The following is an 18,000-nucleotide window of genomic DNA, read 5'->3' as shown; positions in this document are numbered from 1 at the left end:
TCGCACCGAATCTGGAGAGCGAGCACGCTTTCCCCGCTCGACCTGACCCAGGTTGAGCGGGACGTACTCCAGCGCGCCCTTGGCGGGGCGGCGCCGATCTTCCGCCGACAGCCCGCGACCGCAGTCCGACCCGGCGCAGGCGTCGGGCATCATCCGAGGTCAGGCCGTGTCGCTGCCGACGAGCATCGCGGCGATGCGGTTCTGCCGGCTCACGAACTCCTGCGCCTCGTGCAGCGGGAGGGCCGGGGCGAAGATGAAGCCCTGCCCCACGGTGCAGCCGATCTCGACGAGCTGCTTCAGCGTCGCCTCGTCCTCGATGCCCTCGGCGACCACCTTCAGCCCCATCTTGTGCGCCATTCCCACGATGGAGGCGACGATCTCACGATCGTGCCGGTTGTGCGTCGTGCTCGCGACGAAGCTGCGGTCGATCTTCACCTCGCGGATGAAGGGCTCACGGATGTGGGAGAGGGAGGCGAAACCGGTGCCGAAATCGTCGAGCGAGAGGTGGAAGCCGCGGGCATAGAGATCGGTGAGGTTCTCGTAGGTGGTCCGTTTCTCGCGGATGAGGACATTTTCCAGGATCTCGAACACGATCTCGTGCCGCTCCACCCCGTACTCCCGTTGGAGGCGCTGGACCTGGGGCAGAAGGTCGACCCGCTCGAGCTGGGCGCAGTTGAGGTTGACCGCGATGTGGCCGACGGGAATGCCGCGCCGATGGAAGGCGGCCACCGCGGCGAAGGCGCCGGCGAGGCTCACGTCGGAGAGGGTGCCGGCAAGGTCGGGATCCTCGAGAGCGGCGAGGAAGTCGCCCGGGCCGAGCACGCCGCGCTCCGGGTGGCGCCACCGGCACAGCGCCTCGAAGCCGACGACGCGGCGCGACGACAGGTCGAGCTTGGGCTGGAAGAAGGGCATGAACTCGCCGCGCGCGAGCCCCTGCCGCGCTTCGGCGATGAACATGCGATGGCGTGCGCGCCGCTCGCGCATCGCCGGATCGAACCGCAGGATGGTGCCCGACGCGGCGCTCTTTGCCTCGGTGAGGGCGTAGTCGGCGGCGCGGTAGAGGTCGACCGGCACGCTGGTGTCGTCCGGAAACACCGCGACGCCGATCGACAGGGACAGCGCCACCGTCTGCCCCGCGACACGCACGTGGCAGCACAGGATGTCGTGGATGCGGCGCACCAGCGCCATGACGCTCTCGGCGCTGCCGGCGTCGTGCAGGATCACGGCGAACTCGTTGCCCGAAAGGCGCAGCACCACGTCGCTGGCGCGCACCAGGCTGGTGAGCCCGCGCGCCACGAAACGCAGCACCTCGTCGCCCGCGGGATGGCCGTGGATGTCGTTGATTTCCTTGAAAGCGTCGATATCGACGATGAAGAGGCCGACGCGGGTGTGCGACTGCGCCGCCGCGTCGACGGCGGCGGCCGCGGCGGTCTCGAGCACGTTGCGGTTCTTCACGCCGGTGAGCTGGTCGCATTCGGCGAGCTCGCGCATCTCGATGGTGCGGGCGCGCTCCACCGTCACGTCGTGGAGGGTCGCGAACAGCGTCGCGGGCCGGCCGCCATCGCCCCCCCAACGATCCTCCCCCCACACGTGCTCGCCGTGGATGTGGACGTGGCGGACCTTGCCGGCATCGTCGAGGAAGGGGCGCTCGACGTCGAACGCCGCCTGACGCGCGTCGCCATAGGCGAAGAGGCGATAGAGGCGATGGCGGTCGAACGGGTCGAAGACGCCGAGGAATTCCTCGAGCGAGCCCACCGCCTCCCGGCCGAGCACGCGCAGACCGGAGGGGGAGATGTCGATCGCGCCGCTTCGCACGTCGTAGGTGAGGGTGCCGATGCCGGTGACGCGCTCCGCCCGCGCCATCTGCCGGTTGTCGCGCTCGAGATGGGACAGCCAGAGCGCGGCGGCCTCCATCTGGCCGGCGCGGTCGGCCGATAGCTCGGCGATCAGCTCGGTGAGGGCCGCAAGCTCCGGCGGGGTCGCACGATCGGGCGCGTCGATCCCGGCAAGCCAGGCCTCGCGCCCGCCGAGCATGATCGGCAGCGCGAAGAAGCGGGCGAACAGCGCCTCCCCCTCGCCCGAGGCGGTCAGGGTGGCGGCGCTGCGCACGTCGGGCCGCCTCCAGGCGGCGGCGAGGCGATCCGCGCAGTGGCCGAGCGCGGCGGTCACGACCGGCCGCTCGCTGCCCCCCGGATCGACGAGACCGCCGGAAACGCCCAACACCTTAGCGACGAGACGGGCGAGCCGATGCGGGCGCGTGAGCCCCGAGGATGCCCCATCGGCGCCGAACGGCTCCGCCCCTTCGGCGGGGCCAGCGGCCCGCCCTGACGTCCTGCGCGGCGGCTGCGTCTCGCCGTTGGTCTGCGCCTCGCCCGTTGTCTCGGTTCCGCCCGTGGTATGGGTTCCGTCCGTCGTCTGGGTTCCGCGCATCGCCTGCGTTTCGCGCATCGCCTGCCTCCGTCGCTCACAGTCGCGACGCCGACCGCCGTGCCGACCCCTGGGCAGCCCCGCGCGGCAAGCCGCACGGCTATTAGAGGGACAATGGCTTGCGCGAGGCTTGCGGACGCTGCGCGATCAGAGGACGCGCATCCCCTCGCGCCAAACCGAGCGGACCACGGGAATCTCGCCCGCATCCTTGCGGCGCACCCGCACCATGTCGGCCCGCAGCCCTTCCGCGAGGCGGCCGCGATCGTCGAGCCTCACCGCCGCCGCAGGAGCGGCCGTCACCGTGGCGATGGCGGCCGGCAGCGTCCAACCCTCGCGCTCGCTCAGGACGAAGGCCGCCTGCAGCATCGAGAACGGCACATAGTCGGACGACAGAATGTCGAGCGCCCCGGCATCGGCGAGCTCGCCCACCGAGACATTGCCCGAGTGCGACCCGCCGCGCACCAGATTGGGCCCGCCCATGAGGACCCGCATGCCCGCCGTCCGCGAGGCCTCGGCGGCCTCGATGGTGGTGGGAAACTCGGCGAGGCTCACCCCGTCCCGCACCGCCTCGGCGACGTGCTCGACGGTGGCGTCGTCGTGGCTCGCGATGACGACGCCGCGACCCTTGGCGCGCTCGGCGAGCTCGCGGCGATTCTTGTCCGACCAGATGGCGGCGCGGGCCCGCCGCTCGGCCTGGAACACCTCGAAGTCGGGGTCCGACATCCCGGTCTTGCCCTGGAAATAGGCGCGGTAGGCGTCGAGGCAGCGGAACTGCCGCTGGCCGGGCGTATGGTCCATCAGCGAGATCAGCGAGACGCCGTCGAGATCGTCGAACAGCTCGAATCCCGGAATGGCGTACTCGTCCGACACCTCGCAGCGCATGTGGAAGCGATGCTCCACCCGCAGCCGCCCGTCGGCCTGGGCGGCGTTGATGGCGTCGGCGATCGCGCGGGAATCCTTAGAGGTCAGGCTGGAATCGGCCTCGAGCCCCACCCGCAGCGCGTCGAGCACGGTGGTGATGCCCGAGGCGGCGATCTGCGCGTCGTGCGCCTGGATCGCCGCCGTGGTGTTCCAGCGCACCCGCGGCCGGGGCGCGACATGGGTCTCGAGGTGGTCGGTGTGGAGCTCCACCAGCCCCGGAAGGAGATAGTCCCCTTCCATGTCCTCACCGTGCGCCGCGCCCTCGCCGATGGCGGCGATGCGGCCGTCCTCCACCACGACGTGACCGTCGAGAACGGCGTCGGGAAGAACGATGCGGGCGTTGGTGAATGTGGTCACGGCTCAAGTGTCCAAGTCGTCTTGGGTGGCGATGATTGAGAACGGCCCGTTGGGCTCGTCCTCGCGGAAAATGGCGTGCACCAGGGTCCTTGGTGTGTCGAGCAGGGCGCCGAAATGGGCGGTCGCCGCCGCTTCCACCGCCTCGAGGCCGGCAGGATCGACGGACCCGGTGAGCGTCATGTGAAAGACGAATCTTTCCAATACATAAGGGTAACCATAGGTGTCGAGAAGCTCCCGCAGCCGCGAATCGAGCGCACCTGGGTTGCGTCGGCTGCGCTCCGCCTCGGTGAGCGGCGCCCGCAGCGGCTCGAAGTGGAGCACCCCCTTCTTCTCCGCCGCCGCGACGGGTTCGTGGTCGACCGCCATGAGGGCGAGGAAGCGGGCGAGCGGGCGCACCGCGAGCCGCACCTCGAGCGGCGGCGTGGTCGCCGCGAAGACGGCGAAATGGGCGAGGAGGTCCGCTTCCGTGCGCCCCTCGGCGAGGCGGAACGGAGCGCGCATCGTGCCGTGGAAACCGTAGCGGGCGGGGGTGGCGGCGTGCGCGGCGATCGGCGCCTGCGCGTCGCCGGTCGCGCCGGTGAACGCGGACCGTCCGAGCCAGGCTTCGGCCGCCGCGGTCAGGGGGTCGTCTCGCCGCGGCGTGAGGTAGAGGGCGTATCGCATGGCGCACGCTTCCTTCGAATTATCGAACCATTTCGCTGTGCACGCCATTCGTGGGGCAACAACCTTCAAAGGATTGGAGCGCCGATGGGTCTCGGAAAAGAGCGCAAGTGGATGGAAGCCCCTTGCTCCCACATTTTGGTGACAGGTTGGCAACAGGTGGCCGCGATCGGGCGTGGCCGATCGGCGCCGGGAGGCGCGCCATGAGCGAGACGACGCTTCTGTGGGTCGGCGCCGGGGCGATGGCGGTGGGCGCGCTCGCGATCCTCCTCCTCGGCGGCGCCAGCACGCGCCGGCAGGCCGGGCGGACGGGGCTCCACGGCCTCGTCTGCGTCATCACCGCGGCGGCCTATGTGGGCCTTGCGACCGGCGCGCAGACCATCGACGTCGCGATCGACGTGCCGGTGCGGGTGGTGGACCTGTCGTTGACGGCGGCGCTCCTCCTGCTCGCCCTCGCGGTGACGGCGGCGCCCCGCGGCACGCGCATCGACGGCCTCGCCATCGCGAGCGCCGCCGCCGCCGTGGCGATGGTCGTCACCGGCGCGGTGGCGCTCGACGCCCACGGCGGCACGGCGCTCCTCTTCCTGGCGCTGAGCCTTGCGGCCCTCGCGGCGGTGCTCGGGCTCCTCTGGGGACCGATGGCGCGCAGCGCCGCGGCGGGCCACCCGGTGCGGCAGGAGCTCTACCGCCGCCACGCCGGCCTCCTCACCGTGCTGTGGTGCCTCTACCCGCCGCTGATGATCGTCGGGCCCGGCGCCCTCGATCTCCTCGACGCCACCTGGACGCTCGCAGGCCTGATCGCCCTCGACGTCGCCTCGCGCGCCGCCTACGGGCTGCTGGTGGTGCTGGAGGACGACCGGCTCATCGCCGTGGAAAAGCACGAGCGCGTCGGCCCCGGCCGCCCGCCGACGCCGCCCGGCGCCTCGGGCGGACCGCAGGGAGCCGCCTCCCCGCGGGGCGGACCGGACGCCGACGGTACGCCACGCCGCGACGCGACGCCGGACCCGGCGAGGCTTTCGCGCGCGAGACCGCCACGTCGCCCCCTGCCGCGTCACCCGGCCCTGCGCAGCCTCCACCGCCTCAGGAGCATGGAGCGGGACGACCTGCTGCCCGTCGCCGTCATCGCGGCGAGCCTCTTGGTGATCGCCTGGCCGCGGCGTTCCCGGTAGGGTTCAGCCGCCGTGGCGGTCGAGGAATTCGGCGGCCGAGAGATTGCGGAAGTCGTCCAGCGCCGTGCGCAGCCTCGCGTGCGGCCAGTCCCACCAGGCGAGCGCCGCGAGGCGATCGGCGATGTCGACGGGAAAGCGCCGCCGCAGGGGCCGGGCCGGAACGCCGGCGACGATGGTGTAGGGCGCGACGTCCTTCGTCACCACCGCGCCCGCCCCGATCACCGCGCCGTCGCCCACGGTGACGCCCGGCATCACCGTGGCGCCGTGGCCGATCCACACGTCGTTGCCGATGGTGACCCAGTGCTCGCGGCGCCAGGCGAAGATCGCGCCGTCGTGCTCGGCGTCGTCGAAATAGTCCGCGGAGCGGTAGGTAAAGTGGTGCGAGGTCGCCCGCTCGATCGGATGGTTGGGCGCGTTGATGCGCACCTGCGAGGCGATGGAGCAGAACTTGCCCACCGTCGCGAACAGGATGTCCCCGAACTCCACGATGTAGGAGTAGTCACCGAAGGTGACGTCCTTGAGCTTGGTGAAGGCGCCGATCGCGGTGTAGCGGCCGAGCGTGGCGCCCTCGATGCGGGCGTCGGGGTGGATCGTCGGCTCCGGCCCGAGCGCCGTCATGCGGCGACCGCCGGAGCGAAGCCCGTCACGTCGACGAGGCGATCGCAAACCCGAGCGCGCACCGGCTCGTCGTGGAAGATGCCGAGGATCGCGACGCCGGCGCGCTTCTTCTCCTCGATGAGCTCCATCACCACCTCGCGGTTGGTGGCGTCGAGCGAGGCGGTCGGCTCGTCGACGAGAAGCAGGCGATGGCCGGTGATGAAGCCGCGGGCGACGTTGACGCGCTGCTGCTCGCCGCCGGAAAAGGTCGCCGGCGGCAGTCCCCAGAGCCGCTCCGGCAAATTGAGCCGGGCGAGCAGCGCCCGCGCCTCGGCGAGCGCATCCTCGGCCGGCCGGCCCTCGGCGATCGCGAGCTCGGCGACGATCTCCTCCGCCGACACGCGCGGCACCACGCGCAGGAATTGCGACACGTAGCCCATCACCTCGCGCCGCAGCCGCAGCACCGTGCGCGGATCGGCGGTCGCGACGTCGATCCCGTCGACGAGGATGCGGCCGCCGTCGCTGCCGTAGTTGCCGTAGATCATCCGCATCAGCGTCGACTTGCCCGCACCGGAGGCGCCGACGAGACCGACGCACTCGCCCGCCTCCACCGTGAGCGAGGCGCCCCGCATCACCGGCAGGCGCACCCCGCCACGATTGTGGAGGACGAACGATTTGGCGAGATCGGCGACGTCGAGGATGGGCATCACAGTATCGAGGACACGAGGAGCTGGGTATAGGCGTGCTGCGGATCGTCGAGCACGCGGTCGGTCAGGCCGTCTTCCACGACGCGGCCCGACTTCATCACCATCATGCGGGTGGACAGGAGACGGGCGACGGCGAGGTCGTGGGTGACGATGATCGCGGCGAGCCCGGTCTCGGCGACGAGCCGGCGCAGGAGGTCGAGAAGCCGCGCCTGAACCGACACGTCGAGCCCGCCGGTCGGCTCGTCCATGAACACGAGGCGCGGGTGGGTGACGAGGTTGCGGGCGATCTGCAGGCGCTGGCGCATGCCGCCCGAAAAGGTGCGCGGCCCGTCGTCGATGCGGTCGGCGGCGATCTCCACGCGGCCGAGCCAGTCGATGGCGGTGGCGCGGATCTCGCCGTAGTTGCGGGCGCCGACGGCCATCAAGCGCTCGCCGACATTGCCGCCGGCCGACACGTTCATGCGCAGCCCGTCGGCGGGATGCTGGTGGACGAAGCCCCAGTCGGTGCGCGCGAGGAAGCGCCGCTCGGCCTCGCCGAGGGTGGCGAGATCGCGCACCGTGCCGTCACGCATCAGGTAGCGCACCACGCCCTCGCTCGGCGCCAGCCGCTGGGCGACGGTGTTGAGGAGCGTCGTCTTGCCGGAGCCGGACTCGCCCACCACGGCGAGCACCTCCCCCGGCCAGAGGCGGAAGGAGACGTCGGCGCAGCCGATGCGGGCCCCGTAGCGGCGGGTGAGGCCGTCGACCTCGAGGAGCGGCGTGTCGCTCATGCTGCGTCTGCCGGCCGGTGCAGCGGGGCGGGACGGATGCGCGCCATCAGGATGACGTCGATGAACACGCCGTCGCGCAGCGTCTCGGCGCGCTTCAGCCCCTCCCTCTCGAAGCCGAGGCTTTCGTAGAGGGCGATGGCGGGGCCGTTGTCGGTGTTCACGTCGAGCTCGATGCGCACGAGCCCCAGCCAGTTGTCGGCAAGGTCGAGGAGACCCGCCATCATCGCGCGGCCGACGCCCCGGCCCTGGTGGTCGTCGTGGACGGCGATGGCGAGCCCGGCGACGTGCGCCTGGCGGCCGACGCGGCGGAAGAGCGCCGCCCAGCCCACGGCCGTGCCGTCGACGTCGCCGACGACGAGGTGGGTGTTGGGGCCGGGCTCGAGCATGCGCCGCCGCACCTCCTCCTCGGAGGTGAACGGCAGGCGCAGCGTGCCCCGCCGCACCCCGGGGCAATTGTTGACGAGGGTGAGGGCCGGCACGTCGTCGGGTCGGGCCGCCCGCACCGTCGCCTTCACGGGCGTCGGGCTCATTCGGCCGCCTCTGCGCGGGCGGCGCGCACCCGCTCGCACCAGTCGGTGTCCGAACAGGCATACATGCGCCCGCCCCGGTCGTCGGTCACGATCTCGTCGAGATAGACGCCGGTGGAGCCGCACAGGGCGCACGGCTCGGTGAAGCGCTGGACCTCGAACGGGTGGTCCTCGAAGTCGAGGCTGATCACCTTCGTGTGGGGCGGCAGGGCGTAGATCCGCTTCTCCCGGCCGGCGCCGAAGAGCTGCAGCGCGGGCGAGTCGTTCATCTTCGGATTGTCGAATTTCGGCGTTGGCGACGGGTCCATCACGTAGCGGTCCTCGACGAGCACCGGATAGGCATAGGTCTTGGCGATCCGGCCGTGCTTGGCGATGTCCTCGTAGAGCTTCACGTGCATCAGCCCGTACTCGGCGAGGGCGTGCATGATGCGCGTCTCCGTCTCGCGCGGCTCCAGAAGGCGCAGCGGCTCCGGAATCGGTACCTGATAGACGAGGATCTGCCCCGGCGAAAGCGGCGTCTCGGGGATCCGGTGGCGCGTCTGGATGATCGTCGCCTCGGTGGTGGAGGTGGTGGTGGCGACGTCGGCGACGCGGGCGAAGAACTGGCGGATCGAGACCGCGTTGGTGGTGTCGTCGGACCCCTGGTCGATGACCTTGAGAACGTCGTCGGGGCCGGTGATCGAGGCCGTGACCTGCACCCCGCCGGTGCCCCAGCCATAGGGCATCGGCATCTCGCGCGAGGCGAAGGGCACCTGATAGCCGGGGATCGCCACCGCCTTCAGAAGGGCGCGGCGGATCATCCGCTTCGTCGCCTCGTCGAGATAGGCGAAGTTGTAGGTGGTCATTCGGCGGCCTCCGACCGCTCGGCGGCGCGGCGCCGCTCGCGCTCCTGCAGCGCGCGCATGTCGCGGATCATCGCGAGCTCGGCCTGGAAGTCCACATAGTGCGGCAGCTTCAGGTGCTCGACGAAGCCCGTCGCCTGGACGTTGTCGGCGTGGGCGAGGACGAACTCCTCGTCCTGGGCCGGCGCCTTCTTCTCCTCGCCGAGCTCCTCGGCCCGCAGCGCGCGGTCGACGAGCGCCATCGACATCGCCTTGCGCTCGATGCGGCCGAACACGAGGCCGTAGCCGCGGGTGAACTGCGGCGGCACAGTGGCGCTGCCCTTGAACTGGTTCACCATCTGGCACTCGGTGAGGGTGATCGCGCCGAGCGTCACCGCGAAGCCGAGCTCGGGCACGAACAGCTCCACCTCCACGTCGCCGGTGCGGATCTCGCCGACGAAGGGATGCGTGCCGCCATAGCCGCGCTGGGTCGAGTAGGCGAGCGCGAGGAGGAAGCCCTCGTCGCCGCGGGCGAGCGCCTGAAGGCGCAGATCGCGCCCGGCGGGAAAGTCGAGCGGCTCGCGGGTGAGGTCGCCGGGCTCCCCCTCCCCCTCGCCGTCGGCCTCCACGAGGCCCTGGTGGCCGAGAACGTCGGTGACGCGGGGGCTCTCGCCGACGGGTTCGGCGGTCGCGACCTCGCCCGGCTCCTGAAGCTCGGGCTCGATGAGGCGGTGGGTGTAGTCGAAGGTGGGGCCGAGCACCTGGCCGCCGGGGAGATCCTTGAACGTCGCCGAGATGCGCCGGTTGATCACCATCTTGCCGGTGTCGACGGGCTCCGACGCGCCGAGCCGCGGCAGCGTGGTGCGGTAGGCGCGCAAGAGGAAGATCGCCTCGATGAGGTCGCCGCGCGCCTGGCGCACCGCGAGGGCGGCGAGCTCGACGTCGTAGAGCGAGCCCTCGGCCATCACGCGGTCGACGGCGAGCGACAGCTGGCCCGCGATCTGCGCCACCGTCAGCGCCGGCACGTCCGGATCGCCCCGCCGCTCCTTGGCGAGCAGGCGGTGGGCGTTGCGGATCGCGGCCTCGCCGCCCTTTACCGCGACGTACATAGAAGCTCCGTGGTGCGCGGCAGACCGATCACCCCTTCACCGCCGACGATGAGGAGGTCGAGCCCGCGCGGGAAGAGAGCTCGGTTCTCCGCCCAGGTCTCGGCGAAGGCGGCGGGGAGCGGCAGCGCGGCCGCCCTGCGCCCGTCGACGCCCGGCCCCGCGAGCGCGAAGGGCGTCGCCCCGTCGGCGGTGAGGATCAGGGTGGCCGAGCGGTCCGGATAGGCGTCGCTGCCCCGGTCGAAGCCCGCAAGATCGGGCGTGTCGAGCACCGCGAAGCGGGCGGCGGCGCGGTCCTCGGTGACGGGAGCACCGGTCTGGAAGGTCGTCCATTCGCGGACCGGAGCGCCGAAGGCGGGAGCGAGCCACACCGGCGTCTCCTGGTCGAGGAGGGTGAGGAGGATCGCCCCCGCAGCCGGGCCGAGCGGCGCGGGAGGGGCGGCCACGGCGGTGACGGGATGCACCGTGCCGGGCTCGGAGAGGGCGGAGAGGATCGCGCGAAAGGTCGACTGGCTGTCGCGGGCGGCGTCGGCGAAGCCGCCTTCCAGAACGGCGGCGTCCATCAGTCGTCGCCCCGCGCCATGGTGAAGAAGTCGACGCGGGTGGCCGCCGTCTCGCGCGCCTTCCGATGGGCGGCGGCGGCGCGCTCGGCGGCGAGCGGCACCAGCACCTCCCGCGTCACCCTGTCGCGGTGTTCGCTCTGCCCCAGCGCATCGAAGAGGGCCACGAAGCGCGCCCGCTCGCCGTCGCGCCCGAGAACGTGGCCGAAGCCCACCTCCCCCGTCGCGAGCCGCACCACGCAGCGCGTCGCCGTCGCCTCGCCCACGTTGAACGGGGCACCACCGCCGCCGGTGCGACCGCGGACCATCACGAGGCCCGTCTCCGGCCCCTTTACGACGCGATGCACGGGCTTCGGCTCGAACGCCTCCCAGCAGGCCTTCAGCCGATCGGCGTCGGCGCGCGCAAGGGTGGCGAGCGCCTCACGGCGTGCCGGATCGGGACGAGGGTGCGACATGCCGCCTCTCTATGAGGAAATGATGACGATCGCATGAAAACCCGACGGCATCGAGGCGGCTGCCATCACCAATCGACCGGCACGCGAATTGCAATCGAATGGGAAAACATAAGCAGGAGCCACCATGTCGAAGCTCTCCCGCGCCGCGCTCTTCGCCGGAGCACTGGTTTTTGCGACGCCCCTCGCCGCCCCCCTCGCCGCCGAGGACCTCACCCCGGTTCGCTTCACGCTGGACTGGAAGTTCGAAGGCCCCTCCGCCCCCTTCTTCGTCGCGATCGACAACGGCTACTTCGAGGACGAAGGGCTCGACGTCACCATCGACACCGGCGCCGGCTCGCGCGAGGCGATCCCGCGGGTGGCGACCGGCGCCTACGAGATGGGTTTCGGCGACCTCAACGCGCTGGTGAAGTTCCTCGCCGATCAGCCCGACGCCGCCGTCGAGGGCATCTTCATGGTGTACGACAAGCCGCCCTTCGCCGTGATCGGCCGCAAGAGCCAGGGCGTGACCGAGGATCCGAAGTCGCTCGAGGGCAAGACGCTCGGCGCCCCGCCGCCCGACGCCGCCTTCGGCCAGTGGGCCGCCTTCGTCGACGCGGCGGGCATCGACACCTCCGACATCACCATCGAGAATGTGGGCTTTCCCGTGCGTGAGCCGATGCTCGCCCAGGGCAAGGTGGACGCGATCTTCGGCTACTCCTTCTCCTCGGTGCTGAACCTCCTCGCCCAAGGCGTCGCGGAGGACGACATCGTCGCCATCATGATGGCCGACAACGGGCTCGACCTCTACGGCAACGCGGTGATGGTCAACACCGAGTGGGCAGAGGCGAACCCGGAGGCGGTCGAAGGCTTCGTCCGCGCGCTGGTGAAGGGGCTGCAGGCGACGGTCGCCGACCCCGAGACGGCGATCAAGTCGGTGATGAGCCGCAACGAGATCGCCGACGAGGCGACCGAGCTCGCCCGCCTCAAGATGGCGATCGCCGACAACATCGTGACCGAGGCGGTCGAGACCGACGGGCTCGGCGCCGTGGACATGGATCGGCTCGGCGCCTCGATCACCCAGCTCCAGACCTCGTTCGACATGCCGAACCCGCCGGCGCCCGAGCGGGTCTTCGACCCGGCCTATCTGCCGCCCGTCGAAGATCGCCTGCCCAACTGATGTTCGTCTCGCTGGACGGGGTACGCCTCGCCTACCCCTCCGACTACGGCGAAGTGCTCGCCCTCGACGGCCTCACCATGGGCATCGAGGAAGGCGAGTTCGCCGCCGTGGTCGGCCCGTCGGGCTGCGGCAAGTCCTCGCTGATGCGATTGGCGACGGGCCTGCACCTGCCCCAGTCCGGTGCGATCCGCGTGGCCGACAAGCCCGTCACCGGTCCCCTTTCGATCACCGGGATGGCGTTCCAGAACCCCTCCCTCCTCCCCTGGCGCACGACGCTCGCCAACGTGATGCTGCCGCTCGAGATCGTGCGCCCGCACCGCCGCCGGCTGAAGCACGAGCGGACGGCCTACACCCAGAAGGCGGAGGACCTCCTGTCGCTCGTCGGCCTCGAGGGCTTCGGCGCACGCTTTCCCTGGCAGCTCTCCGGCGGCATGCAGCAGCGCGCCAATCTCTGCCGCGCCCTCATCCACGACCCCGTGCTCCTGATGCTCGACGAGCCGTTCGGCGCGCTCGACGCCTTCACCCGCGAAGAGCTCTGGGCGGTGATGCAGGACCTCCACGCCCAGAAGCGCTTCACCGTGATCCTCGTGACCCACGACCTGCGCGAGGCGATCTACCTCGCCGACAAGATCTTCGTGATGAGCGCCCGGCCCGGCCGCATCATCTCCGAGCATCGGGTGCCGTTCCCCCGGCCGCGCCCGATGGACATCACCTACGAGCGCGAGTTCGTCGATCTCGTGCAGGAGCTGCGCGGCGAGATCGCCGACGCGCGCAAGGAGGTCGCCTGACGATGCGGGACATCGCGACCGGTCCAGCCCGCGGAGGCCCTCGATGATCCTCACCCTCCTCAAGTCTCCCCGCGCCGCCCCCTTCATCTACGCGGTGGCGCTGATCATCCTGTGGGAGCTGGCGGTGCGGATCGGCGACATGCCGGTCTACATCCTGCCCGCCCCCTCGGTGATCGTCGGCGCCATCGTCAAATACTGGTCGCCGATCCTGAAGAACTCGCTCGTCACGCTGTGGACCACCCTCGCGGGCTTCCTGCTCGCCCTCGTCGGCGGCCTCGCGCTCGGTCTCCTCGTCGGCTGGTCGAAGGCGATCTACTCGGGCCTCTACCCGCTGATGGTCGGCTTCAACTCGATCCCCAAGGTGGCGGTGGTGCCGATCCTCGTCATCTGGTTCGGCATCGGCGTGGTGCCGGCGATCATCACCGCCTTCCTCATCGCCTTCTTCCCGGTGGTGGTGAACGTCGCGACGGGCCTTGCCACCATCGAGCCCGAGACCGAGGACGTTCTGAGAGCCCTCGGCGCCTCCAAGTGGGACGTGATGACGAAGATCGGCATCCCCCGCGCCCTGCCCTACTTCTTCGGCTCGCTGAAGATCGCGATCACCCTCGCCTTCGTCGGCTCGGTGGTGTCGGAGACCATCGCCGCCAACGCCGGGCTCGGCCACATGATGCTGGCGGCCCAGTCCCAGTTCAACGTACCCTTGGTGTTTGCGGGCCTCGTGATGCTCGCGGTGGAGGGGATCGTGATGTACGCGGTGATGGCCGAGATCGAAAAGCGTACCACCGGCTGGGCGAGACGCGGCGGCGTGCGGTGACGGGCTGCCTTACCACCCACGTCCTCGACACCGCCCACGGAACGCCCGCCACCGGCGTGGCGGTGACGTTGTGCGACGAGGCCGGCACCGAGATCGCCCACGGCACCACCAACGCCGACGGACGGCTCGACCAGCCGATCCTCGACGGTGAGGCCTTCGAGGTCGGCACCTACACGCTGGAGTTCGAGGTGGGCGACTACTTCCGCCGGCTCGGCATGGAGCTACCGGAGCCCGCCTTCCTCGAGACGGTGGTGATCGCCTTCGCCGTCTCCGACACGGCGGCGCACTATCACGTGCCGCTCCTCGTCTCGCCCTACGCCTACTCGACCTACCGCGGCAGTTGATGAACGGCTTGAGGGGCGGGCCGATCGGGGCGACACTTCCCGGAGGAGGTGCGCGATGACCGCGATCATGTTCCATCTGAACGGCGCGCCCGTCGCGGTGCGGGACGCCGCGCCGACCACCACGCTCCTCGAATATCTGCGCGGCCGCCCCCTGCCCGGCACCAAGGAGGGCTGCGCGGAGGGCGACTGCGGCGCCTGCACCGTGATCCTGCGCACACCCGCAGGAGACGGGCTCGCGACGCGCGCCGTCAACGCCTGCATCATGCCGCTGCCGATGGCCCACGGGGCCGAGGTGATCACGGTGGAGGGGCTCGACGACCACCCCGTCCAGCGCGAGATGGCGGCGCGCCACGCCTCCCAATGCGGCTTCTGCACGCCGGGCTTCGTGATGGCTCTCGCCGCCCGTCCTCCGGGCGCGCCGGCCGACCGGGCGGCGACGGAGGAGCGGCTCGCCGGCAACCTCTGCCGCTGCACCGGCTACGGCCCGATCCTCGCCGCCGCCGAAGCCTCCGCCGACGATGCCGACGCCCGCGCCGACCCCGCGGCCGACGCCGCGACGGCGGCCACCCTCACCGCCATCCCCCCGCTCGACTACACCTGGAACGGGCGGCACTTCCTCGCCCCCACCAGCGAGGCCGCCTTCGCCGAGGCCGCGGCGCGCGATCCGGTCATCCTCGCCGGTGCCACCGACGTCGGCCTCTGGATCACCAAGCGCCTGTTCGATCCGGTGACGATCCTCTCCACGCTGCGCGTGCGCGAGCTCGCCACCATCGAGGAGCGCGACGGCGCGCTGATCGTCGGCGCGGCGGTGACCCATACGGCCTTCCACGCCGCGATCCGCGACCGCTTCCCCGCGCTCGGCGAGCTGATGCAGCGCTTCGCCGGCCTTCAGGTGCGCAACGCCGGCACGGTCGGCGGCAACATCGCCAACGCCTCGCCGATCGGCGACCTGCCCCCGGCCTTCATCGCCGCCGGCGCCACGTTGGAGCTCGGCCACCATCACGGCCGCCGTACGCTGCCGCTGGAGGACTATTTCCTCGCCTACGGCAGCCAGGACCGGCGGGCGGGCGAATATGTCCGCGCCGTGCATCTGCCGCTCGACGGGCTCGCCCGGCTCACCTGCCACAAGGTCTCCAAGCGCTTCCAGTCCGACATCACCGCGGTGCTCGGCTGCTTCGCGCTGCGGCTCGACGGCGACACCGTCGCCGAGGCGCGCCTTGCCTATGGGGGAATGGCGGGGATACCGGCCCGCGCCCGCTACGCCGAGGCGGCGATGGTCGGCCGCCCCTATAGCGCCGAGACGGTGGCCGCCGCCGGCGCCGCCCTCGCGCAAGACTTCGCCCCCCTCACCGACCTGCGCGCCTCCGCGGCCTATCGCCTGCGCATCGCCGCCAACCTCCTGCGGCGCGACCATCTGGAGCGCACCGGCACCGCGCGCACGCGCCTTGCCGGCGAGGCCGGAGCGGGGCTCGCCGCGTGATGGACCTCCCCCTCGCAGAACAGGGCCGAGCCCACCCCGACGGAGCCGCCGCGCAGGGCGCCGCCAAGGGGGTGACCCACCACCCCCACCGGCACGATTCGGGCGAGAAGCATGTCGCCGGCCGCGCCGTCTACGCCGACGACATCGCCGAGCTGCCGAGTCTCGTCCACGTCCACATCGCCTACGCGGGCTTCGCGCGGGGCCGGGTGCGGGTGGACCTCGCGGCGGTGCGCGAGGCGCCGGGCGTCCTCGCCGTGCTCACCGGGGACGACGCCACGGGGGAGAACAATATCGGCCCCGTCGTCCACGACGAGCCGATGCTCGCCGTCGAAGGCGGCGCCGGCGAGGTGCACTATCACGGCCAGCCCCTCTTCGCCGTCGTCGCCGAGACGCGGCGCGCCGCCCGCCTCGCCGTCCGCCGCGCCCACGTCGACGAGACGCCGGAGCCCGCCATCGTCACCATCGCCGACGCGATCCGTGCCGGCAGCCGCGTCGACGACGACTACGTGATGGCGGTCGGCGACGCCCCCGCGGCCATCGCCGCCGCCCCCCATCGCGTGTCGGGCAGCATGGAGATCGGCGGCCAGGAGCACTTCGCCCTCGAAGGCCAGGTCGCCCTCGCGACGCCCGGCGAGGACGACGACGTCCACGTCGTCTCCTCCAACCAGCACCCGTCGGAGTGCCAGGAGGTGGTGGCGCGCGTCCTCGGCGTGCCCAACCACGCGGTGACGGTGGAGGTGCGCCGCCTCGGCGGCGGCTTCGGCGGCAAGGAGACGCAAGGCAATCTCGCCGCCGCCGTCGCGGCGCTCGCGGCCCGCCTCACCGGGCGACCCGCCAAGGTGCGCCTCGACCGCGACGACGACTTCATCATGACCGGCAAGCGCCACGACTTCCGCATCGACTACGAGGCGGGCTTCGACGGCGAGGGCCGCCTCCTCGGCGTCGTCTTCGAGCAGCATGCCCGCTGCGGCTGGTCGCTCGACCTCTCGCGCGCCATCGCCGACCGGGCGATGTTCCACGCCGACAACGCCTACTTCATCCCGGCGATGCGCGTCCTCTCCCACCGCTGGCGCACCAACACGTGCTCCAACACCGCCTTCCGCGGCTTCGGCGGACCGCAGGGAATGGTGGGGATCGAGCGGGTGATCGAGCACGTCGCCCACCACCTCGGCCGCGACCCCCTGGAGGTGCGCCTTCTCAACGCCTACCGCCCCGAGGCGCCCGCGACGCGGCGCATGACCCACTACCACATGGAGGTGGAGGACGCCGTCGCGGCGGAGATGATGGAGGAACTCGCCGGGAGCGCCGACTATCGCCGCCGCCGCGCCGAGATCGCGACGTGGAACGCGGCCTCGCCCGTTCTGAAGCGCGGCATCGCGCTGACGCCGGTGAAGTTCGGCATCTCCTTCACCACCACCTTCCTCAACCAGGCCGGCGCGCTGGTGCACGTCTACAAGGACGGCTCCGTGATGATCAATCACGGCGGCATCGAGATGGGCCAGGGCGTCTACATCAAGGTGGCGCAGGTGGCGGCCGACGCCTTCGGCCTGCCGCTGGAGCGGGTGAAGATCACCGCGACGCGCACCGACAAGGTGCCCAACACCTCCGCCACCGCCGCCTCCTCCGGCGCCGACATGAACGCCATGGCGGTGCTCGACGCCTGCGAGACCATCAAGGCCCGCCTCGCCGCCTTCGCCGCGGGCCGCGACGGAGCCGTCGCCCGCTTCTCCGGTGGCGCGGTGGAGGTCGCCGGCCGCACCCTCGCCTTCGGCGATCTGGTGATGGAAGCCTATCTCGCCCGCATCTCGCTGTCGGCGACGGGCTACTACGCCACCCCCAAGATCCATTGGGACCGCGAGGGGGCGTGCGGCCGGCCCTTCTACTACTTCGCCTACGGGGCGGCCGTCTCCGAGGCGGCGATCGACACCTTGACCGGCGAGACGCGGCTGTTGCGCGCCGACATCCTCCACGACGTCGGCCGCTCGCTCAATCCGGCGGTGGATCTCGGCCAGATCGAGGGCGGCTTCATCCAGGGCCTCGGCTGGCTCACCACCGAGGAGCTCTATTGGGACGACGGCCGCCTCAAGACCCACGCCCCCTCCACCTACAAGATCCCCACCGTCGCCGATCGCCCGCCCGATCTGCGGCTCGCCATCTGGGCGAAGGGGGAGAATCGCGAGCTGACGATCCGCCGCTCCAAGGCGGTGGGCGAGCCGCCCTTCATGCTGGCGATCTCGGCGCATCAGGCGATCGGCGCCGCGGTCGCAGCCGCCGGCGGCGATCCGACGCGCCTCGACGCGCCGGCGACCCCCGAGCGCGTCCTGATGAGCCTGTGAGCCGC

General features: G+C 71.3%; 18 protein-coding genes. 7 read left to right on the top strand and 11 right to left on the bottom strand.

Annotated features, from left to right (window positions below):
• Positions 1-159: 159 nt before the first annotated feature.
• From JCR33_RS06970 to JCR33_RS06960, 3 genes are all read right to left on the bottom strand, one after another.
• Complete coding sequence (locus tag JCR33_RS06970; RefSeq protein ID WP_198881321.1) at positions 160-2,448, bottom strand: putative bifunctional diguanylate cyclase/phosphodiesterase; 2,289 nt, start codon at positions 2,446-2,448, stop codon at positions 160-162.
• Between the two features lie 126 nt (positions 2,449-2,574).
• Positions 2,575-3,705 (bottom strand): alpha-D-ribose 1-methylphosphonate 5-triphosphate diphosphatase, encoded by a 1,131-nt coding sequence (locus JCR33_RS06965; protein WP_198881320.1) that lies wholly within the window; start codon positions 3,703-3,705, stop codon positions 2,575-2,577.
• A gap of 3 nt (positions 3,706-3,708) precedes the next feature.
• Positions 3,709-4,368: a DUF1045 domain-containing protein gene (locus tag JCR33_RS06960; RefSeq protein WP_198881319.1), complete on the bottom strand. Its 660-nt coding sequence runs from the start codon at positions 4,366-4,368 to the stop codon at positions 3,709-3,711.
• A 200-nt stretch (positions 4,369-4,568) separates the two neighbouring features.
• On the opposite strand from JCR33_RS06960, the gene JCR33_RS06955 reads away from it, so the two are divergent.
• Complete coding sequence (locus tag JCR33_RS06955; protein WP_198881318.1) at positions 4,569-5,534, top strand: bacteriorhodopsin; 966 nt, start codon at positions 4,569-4,571, stop codon at positions 5,532-5,534.
• A gap of 3 nt (positions 5,535-5,537) precedes the next feature.
• Here the strand turns inward: JCR33_RS06955 and JCR33_RS06950 are convergent, their stop codons facing one another.
• The 8 genes from JCR33_RS06950 to phnG are packed head-to-tail and all read right to left on the bottom strand — an operon-like array spanning position 5,538 to position 11,077.
• Entirely contained in the window at positions 5,538-6,152 is a 615-nt protein-coding gene (locus tag JCR33_RS06950; protein WP_198881317.1) for a DapH/DapD/GlmU-related protein, read from the bottom strand.
• Positions 6,149-6,838 carry a phosphonate C-P lyase system protein PhnL gene (gene phnL, locus JCR33_RS06945; RefSeq protein ID WP_198881316.1) on the bottom strand — a complete coding sequence of 230 codons (690 nt, stop codon included), beginning with the start codon at positions 6,836-6,838 and terminating at the stop codon, positions 6,149-6,151. The genes JCR33_RS06950 and phnL overlap by 4 nt, the downstream gene beginning before the upstream one ends.
• Positions 6,838-7,608 carry a phosphonate C-P lyase system protein PhnK gene (phnK, locus tag JCR33_RS06940; RefSeq protein WP_198881315.1) on the bottom strand — a complete coding sequence of 257 codons (771 nt, stop codon included), beginning with the start codon at positions 7,606-7,608 and terminating at the stop codon, positions 6,838-6,840. Before phnK ends, phnL begins: the two co-directional genes overlap by 1 nt.
• Positions 7,605-8,138 (bottom strand): GNAT family N-acetyltransferase, encoded by a 534-nt coding sequence (locus JCR33_RS06935; RefSeq protein WP_198881314.1) that lies wholly within the window; start codon positions 8,136-8,138, stop codon positions 7,605-7,607. Before JCR33_RS06935 ends, phnK begins: the two co-directional genes overlap by 4 nt.
• Positions 8,135-8,980 (bottom strand): alpha-D-ribose 1-methylphosphonate 5-phosphate C-P-lyase PhnJ, encoded by an 846-nt coding sequence (locus tag JCR33_RS06930; RefSeq protein ID WP_198881313.1) that lies wholly within the window; start codon positions 8,978-8,980, stop codon positions 8,135-8,137. Before JCR33_RS06930 ends, JCR33_RS06935 begins: the two co-directional genes overlap by 4 nt.
• Positions 8,977-10,065, bottom strand: a complete 1,089-nt coding sequence (locus JCR33_RS06925; RefSeq protein WP_198881312.1) for a carbon-phosphorus lyase complex subunit PhnI — start codon at positions 10,063-10,065, stop codon at positions 8,977-8,979. The genes JCR33_RS06930 and JCR33_RS06925 overlap by 4 nt, the downstream gene beginning before the upstream one ends.
• Positions 10,050-10,625: a phosphonate C-P lyase system protein PhnH gene (phnH, locus tag JCR33_RS06920; RefSeq protein WP_198881311.1), complete on the bottom strand. Its 576-nt coding sequence runs from the start codon at positions 10,623-10,625 to the stop codon at positions 10,050-10,052. Before phnH ends, JCR33_RS06925 begins: the two co-directional genes overlap by 16 nt.
• Positions 10,625-11,077: a phosphonate C-P lyase system protein PhnG gene (phnG, locus tag JCR33_RS06915; RefSeq protein ID WP_198881310.1), complete on the bottom strand. Its 453-nt coding sequence runs from the start codon at positions 11,075-11,077 to the stop codon at positions 10,625-10,627. The genes phnH and phnG overlap by 1 nt, the downstream gene beginning before the upstream one ends.
• A gap of 124 nt (positions 11,078-11,201) precedes the next feature.
• Between phnG and JCR33_RS06910 the strand changes: the two genes are divergently transcribed.
• From JCR33_RS06910 to xdhB, 6 genes are read left to right on the top strand one after another with little or no spacing between them, the layout of a single operon-like run.
• Complete coding sequence (locus JCR33_RS06910) at positions 11,202-12,233, top strand: ABC transporter substrate-binding protein (protein WP_198881309.1); 1,032 nt, start codon at positions 11,202-11,204, stop codon at positions 12,231-12,233.
• Positions 12,233-13,021, top strand: a complete 789-nt coding sequence (locus JCR33_RS06905; protein ID WP_198881308.1) for an ABC transporter ATP-binding protein — start codon at positions 12,233-12,235, stop codon at positions 13,019-13,021. The genes JCR33_RS06910 and JCR33_RS06905 overlap by 1 nt, the downstream gene beginning before the upstream one ends.
• Before the next feature lie 43 nt (positions 13,022-13,064).
• Positions 13,065-13,835 (top strand): ABC transporter permease, encoded by a 771-nt coding sequence (locus JCR33_RS06900; protein ID WP_198881307.1) that lies wholly within the window; start codon positions 13,065-13,067, stop codon positions 13,833-13,835.
• Complete coding sequence (gene uraH, locus JCR33_RS06895; protein ID WP_198881306.1) at positions 13,832-14,179, top strand: hydroxyisourate hydrolase; 348 nt, start codon at positions 13,832-13,834, stop codon at positions 14,177-14,179. Before JCR33_RS06900 ends, uraH begins: the two co-directional genes overlap by 4 nt.
• A gap of 55 nt (positions 14,180-14,234) precedes the next feature.
• Entirely contained in the window at positions 14,235-15,659 is a 1,425-nt protein-coding gene (xdhA, locus tag JCR33_RS06890; RefSeq protein ID WP_211110125.1) for a xanthine dehydrogenase small subunit, read from the top strand.
• Positions 15,659-17,995, top strand: coding sequence for a xanthine dehydrogenase molybdopterin binding subunit (gene xdhB / locus JCR33_RS06885; protein ID WP_198881305.1), 2,337 nt, complete (start codon positions 15,659-15,661; stop codon positions 17,993-17,995). Before xdhA ends, xdhB begins: the two co-directional genes overlap by 1 nt.
• The last annotated feature ends 5 nt before the right edge of the window (positions 17,996-18,000 follow it).

This window comes from Acuticoccus mangrovi (assembly GCF_016411865.1).
Taxonomy (GTDB): domain Bacteria; phylum Pseudomonadota; class Alphaproteobacteria; order Rhizobiales; family Amorphaceae; genus Acuticoccus; species Acuticoccus mangrovi.
This window is presented reverse-complemented; position numbering and strand designations above follow the sequence as displayed.